Origin of the sequence: Micromonospora inyonensis (assembly GCF_900091415.1) — a bacterium.
Taxonomy (GTDB): domain Bacteria; phylum Actinomycetota; class Actinomycetes; order Mycobacteriales; family Micromonosporaceae; genus Micromonospora; species Micromonospora inyonensis.
On sequence record NZ_FMHU01000001.1, the window covers coordinates 1952658 to 1973949 of the forward strand.

The 21292-nt window shown below is 70.3% G+C and carries 18 protein-coding genes, 1 tRNA gene and 4 pseudogenes; 17 read left to right on the top strand and 6 right to left on the bottom strand.

Translation table 11 applies throughout. The features are described from left to right. Window positions 1-49: 49 nt before the first annotated feature. On the bottom strand, window positions 50-1366 hold the full coding sequence (locus tag GA0074694_RS08970) for a D-arabinono-1,4-lactone oxidase (RefSeq protein ID WP_091455384.1): 1317 nt from the start codon (window positions 1364-1366) through the stop codon (window positions 50-52). Window positions 1367-1583: 217 nt separating this feature from the next. On the opposite strand from GA0074694_RS08970, the gene GA0074694_RS08975 reads away from it, so the two are divergent. Continuing rightward, complete coding sequence (locus GA0074694_RS08975) at window positions 1584-2243, top strand: TetR/AcrR family transcriptional regulator (RefSeq protein ID WP_245714729.1); 660 nt, start codon at window positions 1584-1586, stop codon at window positions 2241-2243. An 11-nt stretch (window positions 2244-2254) separates the two neighbouring features. Here GA0074694_RS08975 and GA0074694_RS08980 read toward each other — a convergent pair whose 3' ends face one another. Further along, a complete protein-coding gene (locus GA0074694_RS08980; protein ID WP_091455393.1) occupies window positions 2255-3463 on the bottom strand; it encodes an amino acid deaminase/aldolase in 1209 nt (402 codons plus the stop codon). A gap of 308 nt (window positions 3464-3771) precedes the next feature. Here GA0074694_RS08980 and tmk point away from each other — a divergent pair, with 308 nt between their 5' ends. The 6 genes from tmk (at window position 3772) to GA0074694_RS09010 (ending at window position 9539) form a co-directional block, all read left to right on the top strand. After that, on the top strand, window positions 3772-5835 hold the full coding sequence (gene tmk / locus GA0074694_RS08985; protein ID WP_091458878.1) for a dTMP kinase: 2064 nt from the start codon (window positions 3772-3774) through the stop codon (window positions 5833-5835). Continuing rightward, window positions 5835-7094, top strand: a complete 1260-nt coding sequence (locus GA0074694_RS08990; protein WP_091455396.1) for a DNA polymerase III subunit delta' — start codon at window positions 5835-5837, stop codon at window positions 7092-7094. The genes tmk and GA0074694_RS08990 overlap by 1 nt, the downstream gene beginning before the upstream one ends. Before the next feature lie 138 nt (window positions 7095-7232). Next, complete coding sequence (locus GA0074694_RS08995) at window positions 7233-7562, top strand: YbaB/EbfC family nucleoid-associated protein (RefSeq protein ID WP_088981034.1); 330 nt, start codon at window positions 7233-7235, stop codon at window positions 7560-7562. Window position 7563: 1 nt separating this feature from the next. Continuing rightward, window positions 7564-7869, top strand: coding sequence for a hypothetical protein (locus GA0074694_RS09000; RefSeq protein WP_091455401.1), 306 nt, complete (start codon window positions 7564-7566; stop codon window positions 7867-7869). After that, window positions 7869-8537, top strand: a complete 669-nt coding sequence (locus tag GA0074694_RS09005; protein ID WP_091455405.1) for a hypothetical protein — start codon at window positions 7869-7871, stop codon at window positions 8535-8537. Before GA0074694_RS09000 ends, GA0074694_RS09005 begins: the two co-directional genes overlap by 1 nt. A 147-nt stretch (window positions 8538-8684) precedes the next feature. Next, window positions 8685-9539 carry a PSP1 domain-containing protein gene (locus tag GA0074694_RS09010; protein ID WP_091455408.1) on the top strand — a complete coding sequence of 285 codons (855 nt, stop codon included), beginning with the start codon at window positions 8685-8687 and terminating at the stop codon, window positions 9537-9539. Here GA0074694_RS09010 and GA0074694_RS32705 read toward each other — a convergent pair. Beyond that, window positions 9497-9805, bottom strand: coding sequence for a hypothetical protein (locus tag GA0074694_RS32705; protein WP_091455413.1), 309 nt, complete (start codon window positions 9803-9805; stop codon window positions 9497-9499). The genes GA0074694_RS09010 and GA0074694_RS32705 overlap by 43 nt on opposite strands. 161 nt (window positions 9806-9966) lie before the next feature. Here GA0074694_RS32705 and GA0074694_RS09020 point away from each other — a divergent pair, with 161 nt between their 5' ends. The 4 genes from GA0074694_RS09020 to GA0074694_RS09035 all read left to right on the top strand — a co-directional run bounded on the left by GA0074694_RS09020 (window position 9967) and on the right by GA0074694_RS09035 (window position 12430). Next, complete coding sequence (locus GA0074694_RS09020; RefSeq protein WP_091455417.1) at window positions 9967-10734, top strand: helix-turn-helix domain-containing protein; 768 nt, start codon at window positions 9967-9969, stop codon at window positions 10732-10734. After that, a complete protein-coding gene (locus tag GA0074694_RS09025) occupies window positions 10731-10925 on the top strand; it encodes a DUF397 domain-containing protein (RefSeq protein WP_091455422.1) in 195 nt (64 codons plus the stop codon). Before GA0074694_RS09020 ends, GA0074694_RS09025 begins: the two co-directional genes overlap by 4 nt. A gap of 321 nt (window positions 10926-11246) precedes the next feature. Next, window positions 11247-11543: a transposase gene (locus GA0074694_RS09030; protein ID WP_091458880.1), complete on the top strand. Its 297-nt coding sequence runs from the start codon at window positions 11247-11249 to the stop codon at window positions 11541-11543. Next, a complete protein-coding gene (locus GA0074694_RS09035) occupies window positions 11540-12430 on the top strand; it encodes an IS3 family transposase (RefSeq protein ID WP_091455425.1) in 891 nt (296 codons plus the stop codon). The genes GA0074694_RS09030 and GA0074694_RS09035 overlap by 4 nt, the downstream gene beginning before the upstream one ends. A gap of 166 nt (window positions 12431-12596) precedes the next feature. Here the strand turns inward: GA0074694_RS09035 and GA0074694_RS09040 are convergent, their stop codons facing one another. Further along, a complete protein-coding gene (locus GA0074694_RS09040; protein WP_091455429.1) occupies window positions 12597-14144 on the bottom strand; it encodes a recombinase family protein in 1548 nt (515 codons plus the stop codon). A 90-nt stretch (window positions 14145-14234) separates the two neighbouring features. On the opposite strand from GA0074694_RS09040, the pseudogene GA0074694_RS09045 reads away from it, so the two are divergent. Continuing rightward, a pseudogene (locus GA0074694_RS09045) lies at window positions 14235-14438 on the top strand (regulatory iron-sulfur-containing complex subunit RicT); the annotation flags it as partial. 15 nt (window positions 14439-14453) lie between these two features. Here GA0074694_RS09045 and GA0074694_RS09050 read toward each other — a convergent pair. Next, window positions 14454-16286: a metallophosphoesterase family protein gene (locus GA0074694_RS09050; protein ID WP_091458882.1), complete on the bottom strand. Its 1833-nt coding sequence runs from the start codon at window positions 16284-16286 to the stop codon at window positions 14454-14456. 147 nt (window positions 16287-16433) lie between these two features. On the opposite strand from GA0074694_RS09050, the gene GA0074694_RS09055 reads away from it, so the two are divergent. Next, window positions 16434-16507 (top strand) — tRNA-Thr (locus GA0074694_RS09055). 139 nt (window positions 16508-16646) lie between these two features. Here the strand turns inward: GA0074694_RS09055 and GA0074694_RS09060 are convergent. Then, window positions 16647-17078 (bottom strand): annotated as a pseudogene (locus GA0074694_RS09060) (tyrosine-type recombinase/integrase); the annotation flags it as partial. Here GA0074694_RS09060 and GA0074694_RS09065 point away from each other — a divergent pair. The 4 genes and pseudogenes from GA0074694_RS09065 to GA0074694_RS09080 all read left to right on the top strand — a co-directional run. Next, window positions 17027-17302 (top strand): annotated as a pseudogene (locus tag GA0074694_RS09065) (transposase family protein); the annotation flags it as partial. The pseudogenes GA0074694_RS09060 and GA0074694_RS09065 overlap by 52 nt on opposite strands. A gap of 577 nt (window positions 17303-17879) precedes the next feature. Further along, a pseudogene (locus tag GA0074694_RS09070) lies at window positions 17880-18953 on the top strand (IS110 family RNA-guided transposase). Between the two features lie 197 nt (window positions 18954-19150). Further along, window positions 19151-20218 carry an NAD(P)H-dependent flavin oxidoreductase gene (locus GA0074694_RS09075; protein WP_091455433.1) on the top strand — a complete coding sequence of 356 codons (1068 nt, stop codon included), beginning with the start codon at window positions 19151-19153 and terminating at the stop codon, window positions 20216-20218. A 109-nt stretch (window positions 20219-20327) separates the two neighbouring features. Further along, window positions 20328-21278, top strand: coding sequence for a prenyltransferase/squalene oxidase repeat-containing protein (locus GA0074694_RS09080; RefSeq protein WP_176737826.1), 951 nt, complete (start codon window positions 20328-20330; stop codon window positions 21276-21278). Window positions 21279-21292: the final 14 nt, after the last annotated feature.

Sequence of the window (21292 nt, forward strand, 5' to 3'; positions counted from 1 at the left end):
CGTGGTGGCGACGGGCCCGGAGGGCCGTTCGCCACCACGATCACGTCGGTCAGGGGCCGAGGACGCGGGTCAGGTAGGGGTTGGCGAAGACGCGGGCGGGGTCGAGGGTGTCCCGGAGGGCCTGGAAGTCCGCGAAACGGGGGTAGGTGGGGGCGAGCGACGCCGCGTCACGGTAGTGCAGCTTGCCCCAGTGCGGCCGACCCGCCAGCCCCCGGGCCACCTCCTCGAACGCCCGGAAGTACGGCTCGTACGGCATGCCGACGTACTGGTGGACGGCGATGTACGCGGACTCGCGCCCGTACCCGTGCGACAGCCAGATGTCGTCCGGCGCGGTGAAGCGCACCTCGGCCGGGAAGAGCACCGGGAACGGCAGCCCGTCGACGATCCGCCGGAGCGCGTCCAGCGCCTCGCCGAGCGCGGCGCGCGGCAGGGAGTATTCCATCTCCACGAAGCGGACCCGGCGCGGAGTGCAGAAGATCTGATCCGAGCGGCCGGTGTAGCGGCGTTCGGTCAGCGCCCGCGCGCTGACCGCGCTGATCGCCGGGACCAGCCGGTACGACGCCCGGCCCAGCCGGCAGGCCCGCTCGAAGACGGTGTTCGCCAGGAACTCGTCGTCCAGCCAGCCCCGCCACCCCGGCAGCGGACGGTCGTCGACGGCCACCCGGTCGTTGGTCTTGACCTGCACCCGGTCGGTGTACGGGAACCAGTAGAACTCGACGTGGTCGTGCCCGTCGACCAGCGCGGGCAGGTCGGCCAGCACGTCGGCCAGCCGCGCCGGTCGTTCGTGGGCGAGCAGCGTGAAGGCGTCCACGCAGCGCAGCGTCACCTCGGTCAGGACGCCGAGCGCGCCCAGCCCCACCCGGGCGGCGGCGAACACCTCGGGATTCTCGTCGGCGGAGCAGCGCAGCACCTCCCCGGTGCCGGTGACCAGGGTCAGCGCCTCGACGGCGGTGGCCAGGCAGCCGAGTCGCGCGCCGGTGCCGTGGGTGCCGGTGGAGATCGCCCCCGCGATGGTCTGCGCGTCGATGTCGCCGAGGTTGGGCATGGCCAGACCGTGCCCGGCGAGCAGCTCGTTGAGCGCCCGTAGGGTCATCCCGGCCGGTACGGTGACCAGCTGGCGCTCCCGGTCCACCCGGGCCGGCTCGGCGAGGCCGGCCAGCTCCAGCCGGTGCCCGTCGGTGGCGGCGATGGCCGTGAAGGAGTGGCCGCTGCCCACCGGCCTGATCCGGACGCCCGCCCCGGCGGCGGCCCGCACCGCCTCGGCCACCTCGCCGGTGTCGCGTGGGCGCGGCACCGCCGCGGCGACGCTGCGCTGGTTACCCGCCCAGTTTGTCCAAGCGGTGCCGACCGTGACCGTCCGCGTCATCTGCGCCTCCGTACGCCAGGGAACCATCAGAACGTCGTGCCTGGTAAACACCACATCGCCGGCCCGATCGTTGATACCGGTAGCGTCACGCTTCGGTGACGTGCAGAAATGTTCATCCGTCGAAGGGGGGTGGCGTCGAGTGTCCACACCAGCCGCCACGACCGGGCCGCTGCGCAGGGTTCCGGTGCAGGGGCGAAGTGTCGCGCGGGTCCAGCGGATGCTGGACGCCTGCGCCGAGCTCGTCGACGAGGTGGGGTACGAAGGGCTGACCACCACTCTCCTCGCCGAGCGGGCCGAGGTGGCGATCGGATCGGTCTACCAGTTCTTCCCGGACAAGCGGGCGATCGTGCAGGCGTTGACCCTGCGCACGATGGAGTCCTACCTCCAGCGGCTCGACGCGCGGTTCGCCTCGGACGATCTCACCGAGTGGTGGGACGGCGTCGACGCGGCCATCGACGAGTACATCACGATGCACCGCACCGTCCCCGGATTCCGTACCCTGCACTTCGGCGATGTGGTCGACCTGCACCTGCTCGACGAGCAACGGGACAACAACGGCGTGATCGCCGACCAGTTGGCCCGGGTGCTGACCGAGCGGTTCGGTCTGGCCGACGGGCCCCGGCTGCGGTTCATCCTGGAGATCGCCGTCGAGGCGGCCGACGCGTTGATCAAGCTCGCGTTCCGCCGCCAGCCGGAGGGGGACGAGCGGGTGCTGGACGAGGCCAAGGCGCTGATCCGGGAGTACCTGCACCGCCAGGTCAAGGCAAACGCCGCCGAGCCCGACGACGCGGACGACAGCGGCAGCTCCGGGGAGAGCGCGAACACCGACGGGCGTGCCGGTGCCTCGGCCGCCACGGTGGCCGCCGACGCCGGCTGACGCCCGCCCGGTCACAGGAACGCCCATCCCGCACCCCGGTAGGTGGGGACGCTCGCCACGACCGCGTCCCCGTCGACCAGATGCAGCTCGTTCACCCGTTCGCAGACCTCGCCGGCCTTGGCGTGGCGGAACCAGACCCGGTCACCCACCCGGAGCCGGTCGGCCGCCGCGCCGGTCAGCGGGGTCTGCACCTCACCCGCGCCCTCGGTGCCGACCAGCCGCAACCCGGCCGGCAGCCAGGGCCGGGGGAGCCGGCTGGGCTCGGCGGGACCGGAGGCGATCCAGCCACCGCCGAGCACCGTGGCCACCCCGGGAGCGGGTCGGCGGACCACCGCGCAGGCGAAGAACGCCGCCGGGGTGGGGCGCCAGGCGCGGTACGCGTCGAAGAGCGCCGGCCCGTACAGCCCGGATCCGGCGGTGACCTCGGTGACCGCCGGGTCGGCGCTGGTGGCGGCGATGCTGCCGGTGCCACCGCCGTTGACGAACTCCAGGTCGCCGTGCGCCCGGACGGCGTCCACCGCCGCGCCCCGGCGGGCCAGCAGTTCCCGGTACGACCGGCGCTGCACCGCCCGGATCGCGGTGCCCCGCAGCGCCTGTCCGGGCGGGGCGTCGCCCAGCCCGGCGATCTGCGCCTCGTACGCCATCACCCCGACCAGCCGGAAGCCGCTCCGCCCGGCGACAACGGCGGCGAACGCCCCGGCCGCCGCCACGCTGTGCACCGGGGAGCGGCGCACGCCGACGTGCACCCGTCCGCGCAGCGGTCGCCAGGAGGCGTCCAGGTCGAGGCAGACGCGCAGGTCGGGGCGGTGCCCCGGGCCGGTCACCGCGTCGACGAGGTCGAGTTGCGCCGGGTCGTCCACCATCAGGGTCACCGCCGTGGCGAGTTCCGGGTCGCCGGCCAGTTCGGCCAGGGCCGCCCGGTCGGCGGTCGGGTACGCGACCACCACGTCGTCGCTGACGCCCGTGCGGACCAGCCGGATGGCCTCGGGCAGGGTGAACGCCAGCACGCCCCGCCAGCCGGGCCGGTCGAGAACCCGGGTGAGCAGGTCGCGGCTGCGGACCGACTTGCTGGCGACGCGGAGCGGCTTGCCGGCGGCCCGGTCGACCAGCGCGGTGGCGTTGGTGTCGAAGGCGGCCAGGTCCACGACGACGAATGGCGGGTCGAGGTGGGCGGTCGCCCGGTCGAGGCGGTCGCGGAGCAGATCGCGTTCGATGGCCACGTGAGCACGCTAACTGTGGGAACGGCTAATGCGAAACACCCTCGTGTCCGACCTGACGTGTGGTGGCGGTGCGTCCAGGCCCTAGGCTCGCGAGCAGCAGGATGTCACTGGGTGGGATGACTGCCCACCGCGACTAGAGTGTGACACCGGGGAAGCCCAGTGATGGGCCGGCACGTGGAGGTACGGCCATCGAAAGCCAGAAGAACGGCGAGTCGGCCGGCGTGTCGTCGCCGAACCAGGTCGACCGGACGGGCTACGCCGCCCTGCGCTCGGTGCTGCGGATCCGGCCGTTCCGCCGGCTGTGGATCGTGCTCGGCGCGGCCTCGTACGGCGACTGGCTCGGTCTCCTCGCCACCTCCATCTTCGCCGCCGGCCAGGTCGAGGGGAGCACCGCCAAGGGTGCGGCGTTCGGCACCGTCATCGCGATCCGGCTGCTCCCGGCCCTCGTGCTCGGCCCCATCGCCGGGGTCTTCGCCGACCGGTTCGACCGGCGCTGGACGATGGTCATCTGCGACGTGCTCCGCTTCCTGCTCTTCGCGTCCATCCCGTTGGTCGCGCTCCTCGGCGCCAGCGGTGGCGTGGTGGTCGGCTGGGCGACGGTGGCGACCTTCCTGATCGAGACGATCACCCTGCTCTGGATCCCGGCCAAGGAAGCCGCGGTGCCGAACCTCATCCCGCGCGCCCGGCTGGAGATGGCCAACCAGCTCACCCTGATCACCACCTACGGCCTCACCCCGATCATGGCCGCGCTGAGCATCGCGGTGCTCGACGCCAGCGTCCGGGCCGCGACCGGTGGCGAGGTGCCCTCCTGGTCCGAGCCGGCGAAGCTCGCGCTCTGGTTCAACGCCCTCTCCCGGCTGGCCACCGCGCTGGTGGTGGCCTTCGGCATCAAGGAGATCAGCCAGGGGCAGGCGAGCGAACAGGCGCGCACCGAGCAGAGCATGCTCCGCCAGTTCAAGGACGGCTGGCGGTTCATCGGCCGGACCCCGCTGGTACGCGGGCTGGTGCTCGGCATCTTCGGCGCGTTCGCCGGTGGCGGCATCGTGATCGGCACCGCCCGCTTCTTCGCCGCCTCCCTCGGTGCCGGTGACGCCGCCTTCTACCTCCTCTTCGGCGCGATCTTCGTCGGCCTGGCGATCGGCATCGGCGGCGGTCCGATGATCGTCCGGGACCTGTCCCGGCGGCGCTGGTTCGGCATGAGCATCGTGCTCGCCAGCGCGTCCGTGCTGGCGCTCGCCTTCGCCATCCACCTCTCCATGGCGATGCTCGGCGCGATCCTGGTCGGCGCGGGTGCCGGCATGGCCTTCCTCGCCGGTACCACCCTGCTCGGCGGGGAGATCGCCGACGAGGTCCGGGGCCGGGTCTTCGCGGTGGTGCAGATCGGCACCCGACTCGTGCTGATCTTCGCCATCGCGCTGAGCAGCCTCCTGGTCGGCGTCGGTGGCTCCCGGGAGCTGCGCATCGCCGACCTGGGCATCTCGATCTCCTCCACCCGGCTGCTGCTGCTCGCCGCCGGCCTGGCCGGCATCTTCGCCGGGATCAGCGCCTTCCGGCAGATGGACGACAAGAAGGGCGTCCCGGTCCTCGCCGACCTGTGGGGCTCCATGCGGGGGCGTCCGCTCACCCCGGCCGAGCCCTTCGTCTCGTCCGGTCTCTTCGTGGTCTTCGAGGGCGGCGAGGGTGCCGGCAAGTCCACCCAGGTCACCCGGCTCGCCGAGACCCTGGGCGGGCAGGGGCGCGAGGTGGTGGTCACCCGGGAGCCCGGGGCCACCCCGGTCGGCCAGCGGATCCGCACCCTGCTGCTCGGGGCCCCCGGCTCGGACACGCCGTCACCGCGCGCCGAGGCGCTGCTCTACGCCGCCGACCGGGCGCACCACGTGGCCACCGTGGTCCGGCCCGCGCTGGTACGCGGCGCGGTCGTGGTCAGCGACCGGTACGTCGACTCCTCCCTGGCGTACCAGGGGGCCGGGCGGACCCTGCCGGTCGACGAGGTCTCCTGGCTCTCCTCCTGGGCCACCGGCGGCCTCAAGCCCGACCTGGTGGTGCTGCTCGACGTGGACCCGCGCACCGGTCTGTCCCGGGTCGCCGCCCGGGGCGGGGAGACCGACCACGTCGAGGCCGAGTCGATCGCCTTCCACGAACGGGTCCGGTACGCCTTCCTCGACCTCGCCGCCGCCGACCCGAAGCGCTACCTGGTGCTCGACGCGTCCCGCCCGGCCGAGGAGATCGCCGCCCAGGTTGCCGGACGGGTCGGGGAGATGCTGGTCGACCCGTCCGCGATCGTGCACCCGGCTCCGGCGAAACAACCGGACACCTCGACGCAACCGGAGTTATCCGACGCGGAGCTGGTGACGATGGAGCAACGCCCCTGATGCCGGAGGTCTTCGCCGAGCTGGTCGGGCAGGACGAGGCGGTCGACACGCTGCGCCGGGCCGCCGCCGCGGCCGCCGCCGTGCTGCGTGCCGGCACCCGACCCGCCGTCGGCACCGACCCCGCCGCCGGAGACGCCGGGACCGGCCCGGACGGTGGGGCGGGGCCTGACCCGGGTGCCGGGATGACCCACGCCTGGATCTTCACCGGTCCGCCCGGTTCGGGCCGTTCGGAGGCCGCCCGCGCCTTCGCCGCCGCCCTCCAGTGCGTGCACGGCACCGGCTGCGGCACCTGCGCGGGCTGTCACACCACCATGGCCGGTACCCACGCCGACGTCCGGCTGGTCGTGCCCGACGGGCTCTCCATCGGCGTGAACGAGATGCGCGCCCTGGTGCTGCGGGCGGCGAGCACCCCGTCCGGCGGGCGGTGGCAGGTCGTGATCATCTCCGACGCCGACCGGCTCACCGAGGCGGCCGGGAACGCGCTGCTCAAGGCGATCGAGGAGCCGCCCCCACGGACCGTCTTCCTGCTCTGTGCCCCGTCCACTCATCCGGACGACATCTCGGTGACCATCCGGTCGCGCTGCCGGGTCGTACCGCTGCGGCAGCCACCGCCCGGCGCGGTGGCCGAGATGCTGGTCCGGCGGGACGGGATCGCCCCCGACGTGGCCGAGTGGGCGGCGTCGGCCGCCCAGGGGCACGTGGGCCGGGCCCGCCGCCTGGCCGGTGACCCGGAGGCCCGCACCCGGCGGGACGCGGTGCTGGCGGTGCCACGCCGGCTGACCGGGGTGGGGGCCGCCTTCGACGCCGCGTCCGCGCTGATCGAGGCGGCCGAGGCGGAGGCCGCCGCGGCCGTCGCGGAGACCGACGCCGCCGAGAAGGCCGCGTTGCAGACCGCGCTCGGCGCGGGCGGCACCGGCCGGGGCGCCGCGGGTGCGATGCGCGGAGCCGCCGGGCAGCTCAAGGAGCTGGAGAAACGACAGAAGGCCCGGGCCACCCGGGCGCAGCGGGACGCGCTGGACCGGGCCCTGGTCGACCTGGCCGGGTTCTACCGGGACGCCCTGGTCACGGCGTTGCGGGCCCCGGTCGCGCCGGTGCACGCCGACGTCGTGGCGATGGCCCGCGCCGGTGCGGAGAAGTGGGACGCCGAGGGGGCCCTGCGCCGCCTGGAGGCGGTGCTGGAGTGCCGCGCGGCGATCGAAGCCAACGTCAAGCCGAGGATCGCGGTGGAGGCGATGATGCTCGCCCTGTGGAGGGGCTGAGCTGACCCGGTACCGCTGGACCGGCACTTCCCCTGCTCCCCCGGCCATCGACAGTGTCGATTGATTGCGGTACGGTCCCTGTGCCGTGGTGACGGTGACGGCACCCTCAGTGACACCGCTTGCGGGAGGAGTCCGCCCATGCCGCGGGGGGAGATCGACGAAGCCTGGATCGAGGAGGCCGTCCGGCGCTACCGCCGGATCGAGTCCCTCCAGGCCGAGTTCGACGCGGCGGTCGCAGGAGTCCAGGTCACCGTGCGGTCCCCCGACGGGCTGGTCGAGGTGGTGGTCACCGCCGCCGGCACGATCACCGACGTCCGTTTCCTCGGTCCGCTGCACAACCGCCATCCCCGGGACGTCGCCAACTCGGTCCAGGCGGCGGTCACCGCGGCGGCCGACGCCGCACAGTGGGCGCGGGAGAAGCTGCACAACGAGACGTTCGCCGCGTACCGACCGCTGGCGGGGGCCTGAGGTGGAGAGCCTGCACGCCCTGGCCGCCCGCCTCGACGAGGCGGCGGCGACCATCGAGGCCCTGGCCCGGGCGGCGACCGCCAACGATCCACCGCATCCCGCCTTCGGCGTGCACATTGCCGGGCGGGCCGGTGAGGTCGGCCGGGCACTGCACCGCCGGTGGCTCGAGGCCACCGAGGACCGGGCCCGGGAGGCGACCATCGCTGCGGCACGACTGGCCGCCGCCGCGTCCGCCATCCGGGGCGCTGCCGACCGGTACGTGGAGACCGACGACACCGTTCGGCGGCGACTGGGCCGGGAGGTGTGATGGATGCCCTGGACCGCCTGGCCGAGCCCGGGCTGGACCTGCTCGGCCGGGTCGACAAGCTGCTCGCCGCCGGTGCCCCGGACGGGCACCGGCTGTGGCCGCTGCTGCGCCGGATGCGAGTGCTGCCCGGCACGGCGGTGCGCGGCTTCCTCGACCTGTATCCGGCGCCGCTGGCCGATGCCGGCCGGGCGGTGCGTCAGCTCGTTCCCACGTACGACGGTGTCTGCGGCGTCCTGACCGATCCGGTCAGCTGGTCCGGTCCGGCCGCCTCCGCGTACGACCAGACGCGGACGGCGCTGCTCCGGCACCTCGACGAGGGGCCGGAGAGCCTGGTCGGCCGGCTGGAGTCGACAGCCGGGTACGCGGACGCGCTGGCTGACTGGGTGGAGAGCAGCCGCCGCGCGTTGGCCCGAGCCCTGGCCGACGTGCTCGGCTCCGCAGAGGCGGTCCGGGTGCGGGTCGCCACCGCCCCCGGAGTGGAGCCGAGCGGCACGGCACTGCTCGCCGCAGCCGACATCGGTCACCGGGTCCTGGCCGTGCTGGGGGTGGCGTACGACGGTGCGGAGACGCTGCTACGCCAGTGGTCGCCGAGCCTGACCGAGGTGAGCTGGCGGGGCCCGGCGTTCGGGCCCACCCGCTACGACACGGTCACCCGCATCCGTTACTGACCCCTGCCGTGATCCGACACCGGCTGGAGCTGGGTCGCCCCGAACTGCGGCATCTGACGCCCTGTCCCGGGCGGGGCGTCGCATTGGGTAACCGGGTGACGACGCCGGGGTCGGTGGGAGGCGGCACGTGGTCGTAGGGTGAAGGGCATGGGGATGCTCTGCGCGGTCAGCTTCAACCGGTACGGCCGCCTCTACTACCTCGACCCGGGCGAGTTCCGCCCGCAGGTGGGCGACCGCGTCCTGGTGCCCACCGACGACGGTCCCGAGGTGGCCGAGTGCGTCTGGGCGGCGCAGTGGGTCGGCGAGGACACCGACGGCTTCCCCAAGCTCGCCGGCCTCGCCGACGAGGAGGACCTGCGCCGCGACGAGTTGCTGCGCAAGCGCAAGGCCGAGGCGAAGGTCGCCTCGAAGCGCCTGATCCGCGAGCACGGGCTGCCGATGAAGGTGGTCGCCGTCGACCATGTCCTCGGTGCCGAGGCCGGGGGCAGCGGTCGCACCACCATCTACTTCACCGCGCCGCACCGGGTGGACTTCCGCGCCCTGGTCCGCGACCTCGGCGCGACCCTGCACTGCCGGGTCGAGCTGCGTCAGCTCTCCGCCCGCGACTCGGCCCGGGTGCAGGGCGGGATCGGTTCCTGTGGCCGGGATCTGTGCTGCGCCACCTTCCTCAACGACTTCGAGCCGGTGACCATCCGGATGGCGAAGGACCAGGACCTGCCGCTGAACCCGCTGCGCATCTCCGGGGCGTGTGGCCGGCTGATGTGCTGCCTGAAGTACGAACACCCGCTGTACGACGGAAGCAGCACTTACCCGACGCCGGGGCAGAGAGTCGAGACGCCCGATGGCCTGGGGAAAGTCGTGTCCAAGCATCCCCCGAGCGAGACCGTCACGGTGCGGCAGCTCTCCGACGGCGCGGTTAAGAGGTGCTCCCTGTCCGAGGTCTGCGGCTCGCGCCGCGCCTACGAGGACGAGGGTCGGACGGAACCTCGACTCACCGACTGACGGGCGGCCTGCCTCGGCCTCGGATCCACGGTCCTCATCCACACCAAGCCCGCCGGCATCACGTAGAGGGACCGTCGAGCCACCGCGTCACCCGACGGGGCCAGTTGATAGCCCTCGATCCAGAGCCACCCGTCGTAGGTCAGCATGTCGTCGAGCGTGCGGATGACTCGGAACATGAACGGGCGGACGAACTGCACGCTGGCGGCCCGAGTGATGTGCAGGACTTCGCCGGCCCTCGGCTTCCGACCGAGCGCCCCGCAGCTCACGGGACCTCCCCCGGGGCGACCAGCTCGACCCAGCCGAGGTGCCTCGTCTCCAGCTCCAGATCCGGCTCCAAGCCGCGTCGCTCCAGCTCCTCAGCTATGGGATCAGTATACGACGTTGATCTATGCTCAGGGACGTCCGGGACGTCCATCGTGGAGGCGGGATGAACCACGCACTTCAAGCAGCCATGGCCGAGGCCGGCGAGACAGCGGAGAGCCTCGCAGCTCAAACGGGGGTGGACCCGAAGACCGCAGCGCGGTGGATCTCTCCGGGACGTGTGCCGCAACCCCGCCGACGCGTAGCGATAGCCGCGCTCCTCGGACGGGACGTTGGGGACCTATGGCCGGACGTCCTGAGACGTCGCGAGCCGCAGTGGCTGCGTGCCTGGGTGGACTGGGAGCGGGAAGCGACCGCCCTGCGGTGGTTCGAGCACACCTGGGTGCCCGGCTTACTCCAGACCGAGGCGTACGCGCGGGCGACTCTGCGGGGCGAGGCGCTGACGCCGGCCGAGGTCGAGGACATAGTGGCGTCCCGCATCGAACGGCAGGGCATACTCCACCGGGAGCGTCCACCCCTCTTGGTGGCCGTCATGCACGAGCAGGTGCTCTACCAGTCGGCATACGGCGACCGCGAGCTGATGCGCGAGCAGGTCAAGCACCTGGTGGAGTGCGCCGGCCTGCCGTCCGTCCAGGTGCTCATCGTGCCCAGGGGCGTCGGCATGTACCCGGGGTTGGGTGGGCCCTTCATAGTCGCCGAGCTGCCGGGCGGCGAGCATGTTGCGCATGTTGATAGTCAGGCGAAAGCGCAGATCGTAAATGATGCGTCCGAGGTTGCTACCCTGAACCGCAGGTGGGAGCGCATCAGGAGCGAAGCCTTCCCCCGCAGTCATTCACTCGACCTGATCAGGGAAGCGGCGAGATCATGGACATGACCGGAGCGCGCTGGCGCAAGAGCACCTACAGCGGGAACAACGGCGGGTCGTGCGTAGAGGTCGCCGACAACCTGGCCGGCGTCATACTCGTCCGAGACACGAAGGACCGCGAGGGTGGCACCCTCGCCTTCGCCCCGGCGCAGTGGCAGGGGTTCGTTGACCTGGCCAAGCGGATCGGCCCGGTCGGCTGACCTCCCCCCGGATACACGAAAAGGCCCCCCAGCATCGCGCTGAGGGGCCTAATGAGTTCTGGGAGTGAGCCATCCGGCAAACTCCTGGTGGGTAGGTAGCCGCCGGCAGGCGAGCACTCGTGGTGCCTGGACGTGGAGTCCTGATGAAAGAGCGTGCCGCTGTCGGTCGGTGTGGAGAGTTGATCGCTGATGGGATGTCGTGCCCGCCCGGTCGCGGCGTGAGCACTGCTTCATTAGGTCGCTGATGGTTCTCCTCCTGGCTACCGAAGGTGTGAGGTTCCCCCGATAGTGTGGAGGCCAGACCTAAGGGGATAGATGGTCATGGCTGAAACGAGGAGACGGTTCGACCGGGAGTTCCGTGAGGGCGCCGTGCGGATCGTGCGGGAGACGGGTAAGCCGATCGCGCAGGTCGCTCGGGATCTGGGTATCAACAACGGCACTTTGGCGAACTGGGTGGCGCAGGAGCGTCGGGCTCGGGGCGAGGCCGCCGCGGGTGGTCTCGGTGAGGACGAACGCGCCGAGCTGGCCAGGCTGCGTAAGGAAAACGCTGAGCTGGCGATGGAGCGTGATGTCCTCAAGCGATCCGTGGTCCTGTGGGTCAAGGAGGCGACGAAGTGACCGTGGCCCGCTTCGTCGCCGCCCAGAGGACCGAGCATGCCGTGCCGCACGCGGTGACCTGCCGGGCGCTGGGGCTGTCGCAGTCGTGGTTCTACAAGTGGCGTGACCGGCGACCCACCGCACGGCAGGCCCGCCGCGATGCCCTCGACGAGGCGATCCGGGCAGCGTTCGACGCCTCCGGCGGCACCTACGGCTCCCCGCGGGTGACCCAGGACCTGCACGCCGACGGGTGGCAGGTGTCGGTCAACACCGTCGCGGCCCGCATGGCGCGGCTGGGTCTGGCCGGACGCACCCCGCGCCGCCGACGCGCCCTCACCAAGCAGGGCAAACGGCCGGTGGCACCGGACCGGGTCCGGCGGCAGTTCACCGCCGTCGCACCGGACGTGTTGTGGTGCGGCGACATCACCGAGATCGTTACCGACGAGGGCAAGCTGTACCTGGCCACGGTGATCGATCTGCACTCCCGCCGGCTGCTCGGCTACGCCATGGGCGACCGGCACGACGCCGACCTGACCCAGGCCACCCTGAGCATGGCCGCCGCGACCCGCGGCGGCACCGTGGACGGAGTGATCTTCCACAGCGACCGCGGCAGCGAGTACACCGCCGCCGAATACGCCACCGCCTGCCGCCGGCTGGGTGTCCTGCAATCGATGGGCCGGGTCGGCTGCGCCCTGGACAACGCCGCCGCGGAGGCGTTCAACTCCACCATCAAGGTCGAGTACATCCACCGGCAGCGGTTCCGCACCCGCGCCGAAGCCCGACTCAAGATCGCCACCTGGATCGTCGATTTCTACAACACCCGCCGACGCCACAGCGCCTGCGATGGCATGTCACCCATCGACTACGAACGCTTCATCGCCCAAGCCCGCCTGGCTCAGGCAGCTTAAACAGCCCTCCACGCTTCCAGGGGATTGACAGTCGTCACCTCCCCCCAGGCCGGCGGCCCGATGATCGTCATCCCGCAGGTCAGCAACGTAATCCGGTTGGAGTTGCGCAAGAAGTAGGCAGAAGCCCCCTCTCGCCCAAGACGGGTGGGAGGGGGCTTCTTGTCGTTCAGGACCAGGCGGGGGTGAACTCCGTCCTGATCAGCTCGGGCCGCCATGCCGGCTCGCCCGCCTTGCGTCGGCCCTTGCCGCGAGGGATCACCTCGATCGACTCGAAGGCATCCCGGAGGATCTTGCGCTGCTCACCCAGATCCAGCTTGTCAAACTCCTCGAACGCCGCCTCCACGTCGACCTCCTCGACCGGGCCGTACCCGCCGGCCTTTGCCAGCTCGGCCTGGACATCGGCCAGCTCGGCGCGCAGCTTCGCCGTCCCGTCCCGCAGGGCGGCCCGGTCGATCAGCCCCTGGGTCCGGTCCTCGACCAGCTCGGCCATGAGTCGGGCGATCTCGGCCTCCCGGTTCACCAGGTCCGTCGTGTCGACCGTGGCCGGCAGTGGGTGGAACGAGACCCGGCCGGTGGCCTCCATCTGCTTGATCAGCCGGCGGACGACCTGTCCGTCGGCGAAGTCGATACCGATCGAGCAGTGCCCCCGACCGACCTCGGGCTGCCGGGTCGACCCCTTGCAGACGTAGACCTTCTCCCCGTTCTTGCGGCGGTCGACGCCGATCGTCCCGTCGCAGGCCGAGCAGGTAGCAATGCCGGACAGCAGGTTGGACAGCTTGCCCCCGCCCGAGTCCGGCCGCTCCTGGTCGGCCAGCTTCGCGTTCACCGCCCGCCACAGCGTCTCGTCCACGATCTCCTCCCAGTTGCCGTCCCCCATGATCTCGCCATACAGCGTTGACTTCGCCATGTTGCGCGGGGCGCGCAGCAACTCCCGCACAGCGACGCCGTTCCAGAGCCCGGTCGGGTTGTACTCCCGCTTGCGAGGCTTTCGGGAGCGGGCCGTCTCCGCACTCGGGGCCGACGTGCGGAAGCCGGCCTCGTTCCACTCTCGCCCAACGGCCGACAACGCCTTGCCCTTGAGTACATCCTGGTACCCCTTCTTGACCGCCGCCGCCTCGTCCCGGCGAAGCGTGCCGTCCAGCTCGTAGCCGAAGGGCCGGCGGATCCACTGCGGCTTACCTTCGGCCACCCGTCGGTCGTTGGCGAGGATCTGCCGCTCGGCCTTGCGCTCGACCTCGCCGCGCGCCACTGCCGCAAGGATGCGGGCGACCATTCGACCAACGTCCGTGGTGAGGTCGATGTCCCCAGTGGCCGTGGCCAGCCCGATACCGTGCTCGTTGGCCAGGTTGATGACCACTTCGAGGTCGATGTTGCCTCGGATGACCCGGTCGATGTGGGCGGCGACGATAACGTCACCCTCGCCGGACTCGATGGTCTGGACCACGGTCTTCCAGTCCGGGCGGGCGTCGAGAGGGAGGTCGTCGTCGGAGGCGGTGATGGTGTCCGTAACTACCCTCGCTACGGACCACCCTTGCGCCAGGCAGAGTGCTCGACATGCGGTCTCTTGGCTCTCCAGGCTGACGCCCAGGCCGGTCTTGTCGAGGCTGATCCGGCAATAGATCACGGCCCGCTTGGCGTTGGCCATGACGCCGGCCCCGCCCCTCATGGCGCGGCGTCGGGCGAGGCTCTTGATACGGGGGGCTGCGGGGGTCATGCTGCACCCCGCCGAGTCGTGGAGACTCGTTCGCGCATCTGCATGCCGACCAAGCTAGCAGATGTACTGCTTTAGGTGTAGTGAGGGGACCCCCTCTACCAGCGCTTCCAGGAGTCGGCCCCGGCCGTCGGCACCCGCGTGTCGACCCCGTCGGGTGACGGCAAGGTGGTCGGCCACAGCGTCCCGAAGGATTCGGTGACGGTGCGGATGGACGCCGACGGTTCCCGTTGCTCCTGCTCCCGGGCGAGCGTCTGCGCCCCGCGCCAGGCCCACGACCAGCACTACACCTCCTGACCCGCTCGCGACGGATCAGGGGCGCAGGGTGACCGGGGGTTCGGCCAGACGGGGGGCGAGGGGCGCGTCCGGGACCAGCCAGGAGGCGGTGGGGGACTGGTCCGGGTTGACCTGCCAGCGCCGGGAGACCCGGTCGACGGCGATCGGGTAGATCGTCAGCGTGCCGTCCGGGTCGATCCGCAGGCGCAGGAACGACTTCGCGTCCTCGATGCCCTGGCCGGCGAAGAGTTCGTTCACGTTCACCCCGAAACTTCCCGCGACCAGCAGGTACGCGGCGGTGAGTTCGCTCGCCACGAGTCCGATCACCGGTCCGTAGACCACTGCGGCGGCGACCACGGGCAGCGGCCACGGCCAGTGGTAGAACGGCAGCTGCAACCAGACCCAGGTGCCGGCGGCGGCCAGCGCGACGTGCGCCAGCCCGTGCGTGATCCCCAGGATCCAGTGCCGGGAGTGTCGTTTGCCGCTCGCGCTGGGCGGCTTGGCGAAGAAGCCCGCACCGAGGACCGTCACCAGCAGCATCGCCATCAGGGGGACGCTGAACAGGCGCTGCTCGACGCTGTCCGCCCGGTTCGCCGCGACCCCGGCCATCGCCAGCATCAGCAGCGTGTGCAGGGTGCCGAGCAGCGCGGCGAAGCCGGGATTGCGGAACGGCAGCCGGCCGAAGATCCCCCAGCCGTACCGGCGGGAGCGGGCCGCGTCGGGGTAGCGGCCCGCCAGGTCGTACGGCTCGGAGTGGCTGGCCCGCCGGGCGAGCGTGTCGCGCGGCGGCACCTCGATCCGCTCCGGGAGCTTGTGCGTCGGGTAGAGGTACGCCCCGCCGCCGCCACAGGTGACCAGTTGCCGGTCGGGGCCGGCGTAGCGGGCGTAGTGGTGCAGGTCCCCGGTGATCACCAGTCGCACCGTCGCTCCGGTCGGCGCGACGACCGTCCGGATGAAGTAGTCGAGCGAGTCGTACGCGGTGGGGGTGTCGACCGCCCGCACCCAGGTCGGTGCCGGCACCGCCAGGATCACCCGCGACTGCGGGCCGAGCCGCGCGGCGGCCGTCTCGAAGTAGGTGAGTTGCGGATCGTCCAGGTACGACCCGGACTGGTCGTCCAGGCCGAACAGCCACCAGTCGGCGGGCAGCTCGACGGCGAAGTAGGAGCGGGACTGCTCGGTACGCCAGCCGCCGAAGTACTGGTCCCGGGAGCGGACGAAGAGACGCAGGAACGCGGTCAGGCCGTCGTACCAGTCGTGGTTGCCCGGCACCGCGAACAGCGTGGGCCCGCCCGGCGTGGCCAGCGGCAGGGCCGCCTGGTACGGCCCCTTGCAACGGTCCTCGTACGCCTCGTAGCCGGCCGACGGGTAGACCTGGTCGCCGCCCATGACCAGGGCCTGCGCCCGGGGCAGCCGGTGCCCGTCGACCTCCAACTCGGGCTGCGCGATCAGGTACGCCACCGAGTACGTGGCGTCGAACCCGTCGCCCAGGTCGGCGACGTAGTCCAGCCAGAGCCCGCCGTCCGGCCCGACCTGCCGGAACACCCCGTCGGAGAAGGCGTTCTGCAACTCCCGCTTGTCCAGGTACGCCCCGAAGAACATCGCGAGCAACGTACGGATGCCGGTGCTGATCAGCAGGAACGGCGCGAGCCACGGCACCGCCCTGCGGGGCGTGAACCCCAGCTCCCGGGGCTCGGTGCTGCGCGGGCGGCGGGGGTGGCCCTCGTCGGCGCTGGTCGTCTCGGGCGGGGTGGGGGGCGAGGGGTGGTGGTCACTCACTCCGCGGAGCGTAACGGGCACCGATGGGTGCCGCTGTCTGGTGCTGGACGGTTCGAGATTCGTCGTCCGGTTCGCCGGGCCGGGTGGAAGCAGGGGCCCCCTGTTACCGCTTTTTGTGTAGCAGGGGGCCCCTGCTTCCACCTCGGCCGGCAGGAGGCGACTGTTCCGGGCAGGGAGGGGCGGCGGCGGGGGATCCCGGGAGACTGCGGCGGGGAGCGTGCCGTACACTTGACGATCGTTGCCGCCTTAGCTCAGTCGGCTAGAGCGACGCACTCGTAATGCGTAGGTCGACGGTTCGATTCCGTCAGGCGGCTCAGAGAGAGGCCCTGACCAGCATCAGCGCTGGTCAGGGCCTCATTTTCATCGATGCGGCTTTGAATCGCCCCCCGAAAACCCCCCACAAACGCCTACCGGCGATCAGGTTCCGCGTGCCTGCCAGCGGGGGTGCAGGGTCTACTTGGCCCTGCGCTTCCCGCGATCTTGAGGCGCAGGGCCAGTTATCTCCGGATCTGCCCTAAGCTGTTCGAGAATGTCGGAGCTGTCCGGGGCGAGGGCGGACTTGACGATGTAGTGCTTGTTGGTGACCTGCTCGGTGGCGTGCCCGAGCTGGGCTGCGGCGCTTTTGGCGTCGGCCTCCTTGTCGATCAGGGTGGCGACAGTCTTGCGGAAGGTGTGCGGGGTGACCCATTCGAGGCCGGCGTCGGCGCGGGCTTGCCGCCACTGGCGGCGCACGTTCTGCGGTGACAGCCAGGTGCCGCGCCGGGAGGCAAAGATCGCGTCGTGGGGATTGTCGGCGGCGTTGAGTTTGCGACCCATCAGCATCCCGACCGCGAACCGAGGCAGGACGACCGTTCGGAAACCGGCGTCGGTCTTCGTCCAGTCCTGCCATCCCGTACCGCAAACCCGCCGACGGCAGCGAGCTACCCGAGTGGAAGGCGGACCTGAACAAGCAACACCGCACCGTCCGCGCCCAGGTCGAACACGCCCTGGCCCGCATGAAGTGCTTCAAGATCCTGCGCGACTACCGCCGCGCCGCCCACACATTGACCGACACCGCATCCGGCATCGCCCACCTCGACGCCTTCACCGAGTTACGAGACACCCTTTAGCGCCTGCTGCTGCGCAGACAGCCGGCGTCAACGGCCGCCGAGCGGTGCGGCGCCGGTCGCGGATTAGCTCGGTCAGGCGGGTCAGGCTGCGCGTGGACAGCGGGATGTTGGCAGGATGGGTCGGCAACGAAGCTCCTGTGCGGGGCAGTGCGTCTTGGTCGACTGCTGTCCTACCGGGAGCTTCGTCCTTTCTGGAGCGCCGACACGCTCAAGCCTACCTGCTCAGGCTTTCTTGATCACGATGAAAATGGCTGCGAAGGTTGCTCTTGGCTGGCCTGGGGCTGGCTGGCAGGGTCGGCGTCATGATCGCGGGCCTGGGTGTGGCTCATGAAAATGGTGGCCCCCGCTGGGTGCTCTCAGTGAGATCTGCCCACCCGGTTCGTGGTCGGGGCGCCGGCCCTGCCCCTCTCGGTGGCTTGATCAGAAGCTTGCCCGACCCGTGGCCGCAGGTCGTGGCCCATCACAGTCCTACCGCGAGAGCACTTTCCCGGGCCGGCGCCGTCACGACGTCTCCCGGGAAGGCAGGCCGCCGCAATGACCATCGTCGCAGACCGGTACGACCTGATCATCTGATCATCTGATCATCGACGTAGACACCCACGCCGCCTCACACACCCTCGCACTCATCACCGCCGGCACCGGCGCAGTCCAGCAGCACGCCCAGTTCCCGACCAGCCCGGCCGGGCTACGCCGCGCCACCGGCTGGATCCAACGCCACACCCAGGACGCGACAACGCTGATCGTCATCGACGGCGCCGGCTCCTATGGTGCCACCTTCACCGAGTAGCTCACCACAGCTGGCTTCAGCGTCTCCGAAGCATCCGACGTCCCCGCCATCAGCAGGCGCCGCCACGGCAAAAGCGACGCCTTGGACGCCATCGCGATGGCCCAAGCAACCCGCGGCCTGAACATCAACGAACTGCGCTGGCCCCGCGCGACCGGCGCCCGCACCGCCCTGCGGGTCCTGACCGTCGCCCGTGAACAGTTGAGCGGCGAACGCACCCGGGCCGTCAACGCGTTGACCGCACTGCTGCGGACCGTCGACCTCGGCATCGACGGCCGCCGCGCCCCGACCACCACGACCATCACCACCATCGCGGCCTGGCGCACCCGAGACGGGAATCCGGCCCTTGCCGTCTGCCGAGCCGAGGCCATCCGCCTGGCCCGACGCATCCGGGCCCTCGACGCCGAACTCGCCGCCAACCACACCGCCCTGCACGAAGCCGTCACCATGCAGGCACCGCAACTGCTCGGCCTGCCCGGCGTCGGCGCCGTCGTCGCCGCAACCGTCCTGCTGGCCTGGTCCCATCCCGGACGCATCCGCTCCGAGGCCGCGTTCGCCGCCCTCGCCGGCGCATCACCACTACCAGCTTCATCAGGCAACACCACCCGACACCGACTCAACCGCGGCGGCGACCGCCGCCTCAACCGAGCCCTCTACACCGTCGCCCTGGTCCGCATGGGCCACGACCCCCGCACCCGCGCCTACGTCACCCGCCGCACCGCCGAAGGACGCACCAAACGCGAGGTCATGCGCAACCTCATGCGCTACATCAGCAGGCAGCTCTTCCGGACCCTGGCCGCCGGCACACGGCAGGAACCAACCCTTGACAGTTATAGAAGCGTCTCAATGGCCACGAATTGCCATTAATATACCGTTAAAAAATATTATAGACGAGATTGTCGCACTATATATTTGAGATATTCCCCAAGAGTAAGCATCGCTTGACATTGGCAAGCGAGCGTCTACGCTGCGAATAGCGCATTTGAAGGCGTGGCAAGGTGCGGGTTGTGCGTGTTCAGGCTGCGTATGTACGCCGCGAATTTGTGTGACTCCAACGACCGGGCATGGAGAGTTTTATGGCCTTGCGCACGAGACTGTCGGAGCAAATTGGCGTAGATATTCCCCTCATGCAATCCGGAATGGGGGGCATTGGTCCAATCACCCTGGCGCGGCTGGCGGCGGCTATCTCGGAGGCCGGAGCGCTTGGCACGGTGGCTCACCCGGCGTTGGTTCTCGAAGTGTCGGAGCTGGACGAAGAGCATATCGACAAGTGTGTTGCCGAGGTCGTGCAGCAGGTTCGAGAGGGGATCCGCCTGGCGGTCTCGCTCACGAGTAAGCCGCTCGCAATCAACGTCCGTATCGCTCAAGAGCAGCCCGATGCTCCTGCGGTGCTACGGGCGATTCTCGAGGAGCGTGAGCGCGATCCGCGGGTGCGCGAGCAGTTGCGGGTGCTGACCACCTCCGGTGGCCATCCGCGGATGTACGGTATGAACGGCTTGTTCAGAGACTCTGGGATGCTGCACTTCCATGCCGTGTCTAACGTTCGCCACGCGCTAGCGGCTCAGGCCGAGGGCGTCGATGGTGTGATCGCGACCGGGTTCGAGGCCGCCGGTCATGTGGGCCACCAGCCTGTGCACACGTTCGTCCTAGTCCCATCGGTCGTCGCTGCCGTGGATCTGCCCGTGCTGTGTGCCGGCGGTGTGGTCGACGGGGCCGCGTTGGCCGGGGCTCTCACCCTCGGTGCGCAAATGGGCTACATGGGCTCGCGATTCCTTGCCTCAGAGGAGTCGGAGTACAACGACGCTAACAAGAAGCTCATTGTCAGCGCCAGTGAAACCGACACTGAGGTCGTTCCTGCCTTCTACGGCCCGGGGCGCTTCATCAAGAACGGATTTACCGAAGAGATCCGCCGCATGGAAGCGAACAACATATCGACGCGGGAGAGAATGCGGGTCGAGGGTGCGGCAATGCGGCGAGGCGCACTCGAAGGTGATCTCGAGACGGGGATGATGGTCGGCGGACAAGGCATCGGCCGGGTGCGGGAGATCCTGCCTGCGGCCGAGATTGTCAGACGGGTGGCCGCCGAGGCCGAGGAATCCCTTGACCGAGTGCGGGACTGCATCATCCGTTGAGCCGGCCCAGGGGTCGGTGAAGAAACGTAGTGATATCGCAGCGTTATCGGAGACAAAAATGCCCCCTATGTTGACGGTAGGAGTACTCTCCGGGTCGGACCTTGTCCAGATGATTAACAGTGCCCTGCAGTATTTCCAGCGCTGCCAACTGCCCGATGGGGCAATCCCCGATGCGTCTATTGCCCGTTTTCCGACCGCCAACCTGCTGAAGAACTGGGACACCGTCAACGCCCTCAAGGCAATCGCCCTGTGGCGCGATCGTGTGCCGTACGAGGACGGCGGCACCATCGACAGGGTCCTCGCCTTCCTGCGCTCCTGCGAGAAGCCCAGCGGCATGATCAGCTGGGGGACCTTCGAGGTGTCGCCCGCCGAGTTCTGCACCGAGACCAGCAGCGAGTACATTTCGGCGCTGACCCACCTCGGGCTGACCGAGCAGGCGACCACGAAGGCGAACTTTCTGCGTAGTAGGCAGCTTCCCGGTGGCGCGTGGTCGGAGGTGCACCCACACGTACCCAAAGCGTTCCAGACCGTGGCCTCGGTCACCGGCTTCGCGATGATGGCCCTGGTCGAACTGGGCATCGAGCCGTTGTACCTTGACGAGGCGCTCGACCACCTGGCCAACCTGCAGACCAGCGCGGGCGATTTTGGCATCAACTGGTTCTACTACAACACTCACTACTATCTCACCCGCCCGGCCACGGCGGCGCTCGCCGCGTACGGCTGCTACTCGGCAGTCGCCGCGGTGCGTGAGTTCACTCTTTCCCAGCAGCGGGCGGATGGAAGCTGGTTCGTGCGGGTCGACGGGTTCGATGCCACTTCCTCACCGGAGTTGCAGTCCGCCCTGGCCCTGCAGACGCTCGTTTGTGCCGGGGCCGGATCCGATGACCCGGCGGTGCGCAGGGGACTGGTATGGCTGTTGGACCGCCAGCGCGCCGACGGTTCGTGGAGTGGTGGCCCCTACCCCTATCCCGACACTGAGAGCTATCAGGACTTCCAGGCTCTGCAGGACGTCTACGCGACCTCGCAGGTGCTCGCGCTCGTTCACCAGCTCACCCGTTAGAGCCGGGTGTACAC

Bases quoted from the DNA above. Each gene is read 5' to 3' on its own strand.
- GA0074694_RS09040 (WP_091455429.1), bottom strand. From the start codon at position 14,144: ATGACCCCCGCAGCCCCCCGTATCAAGAGCCTCGCCCGACGCCGCGCC.
- GA0074694_RS09005 (WP_091455405.1), top strand. From the start codon at position 7,869: ATGGATGCCCTGGACCGCCTGGCCGAGCCCGGGCTGGACCTGCTCGGC.
- GA0074694_RS08970 (WP_091455384.1), bottom strand. From the start codon at position 1,366: ATGACGCGGACGGTCACGGTCGGCACCGCTTGGACAAACTGGGCGGGT.
- GA0074694_RS09025 (WP_091455422.1), top strand. From the start codon at position 10,731: ATGACCGGAGCGCGCTGGCGCAAGAGCACCTACAGCGGGAACAACGGC.
- GA0074694_RS08990 (WP_091455396.1), top strand. From the start codon at position 5,835: ATGCCGGAGGTCTTCGCCGAGCTGGTCGGGCAGGACGAGGCGGTCGAC.
- GA0074694_RS09080 (WP_176737826.1), top strand. From the start codon at position 20,328: ATGATTAACAGTGCCCTGCAGTATTTCCAGCGCTGCCAACTGCCCGAT.
- GA0074694_RS09075 (WP_091455433.1), top strand. From the start codon at position 19,151: ATGGAGAGTTTTATGGCCTTGCGCACGAGACTGTCGGAGCAAATTGGC.
- GA0074694_RS09020 (WP_091455417.1), top strand. From the start codon at position 9,967: ATGAACCACGCACTTCAAGCAGCCATGGCCGAGGCCGGCGAGACAGCG.
- GA0074694_RS08995 (WP_088981034.1), top strand. From the start codon at position 7,233: ATGCCGCGGGGGGAGATCGACGAAGCCTGGATCGAGGAGGCCGTCCGG.
- GA0074694_RS09010 (WP_091455408.1), top strand. From the start codon at position 8,685: ATGGGGATGCTCTGCGCGGTCAGCTTCAACCGGTACGGCCGCCTCTAC.
- GA0074694_RS08975 (WP_245714729.1), top strand. From the start codon at position 1,584: ATGCTGGACGCCTGCGCCGAGCTCGTCGACGAGGTGGGGTACGAAGGG.
- GA0074694_RS09030 (WP_091458880.1), top strand. From the start codon at position 11,247: ATGGCTGAAACGAGGAGACGGTTCGACCGGGAGTTCCGTGAGGGCGCC.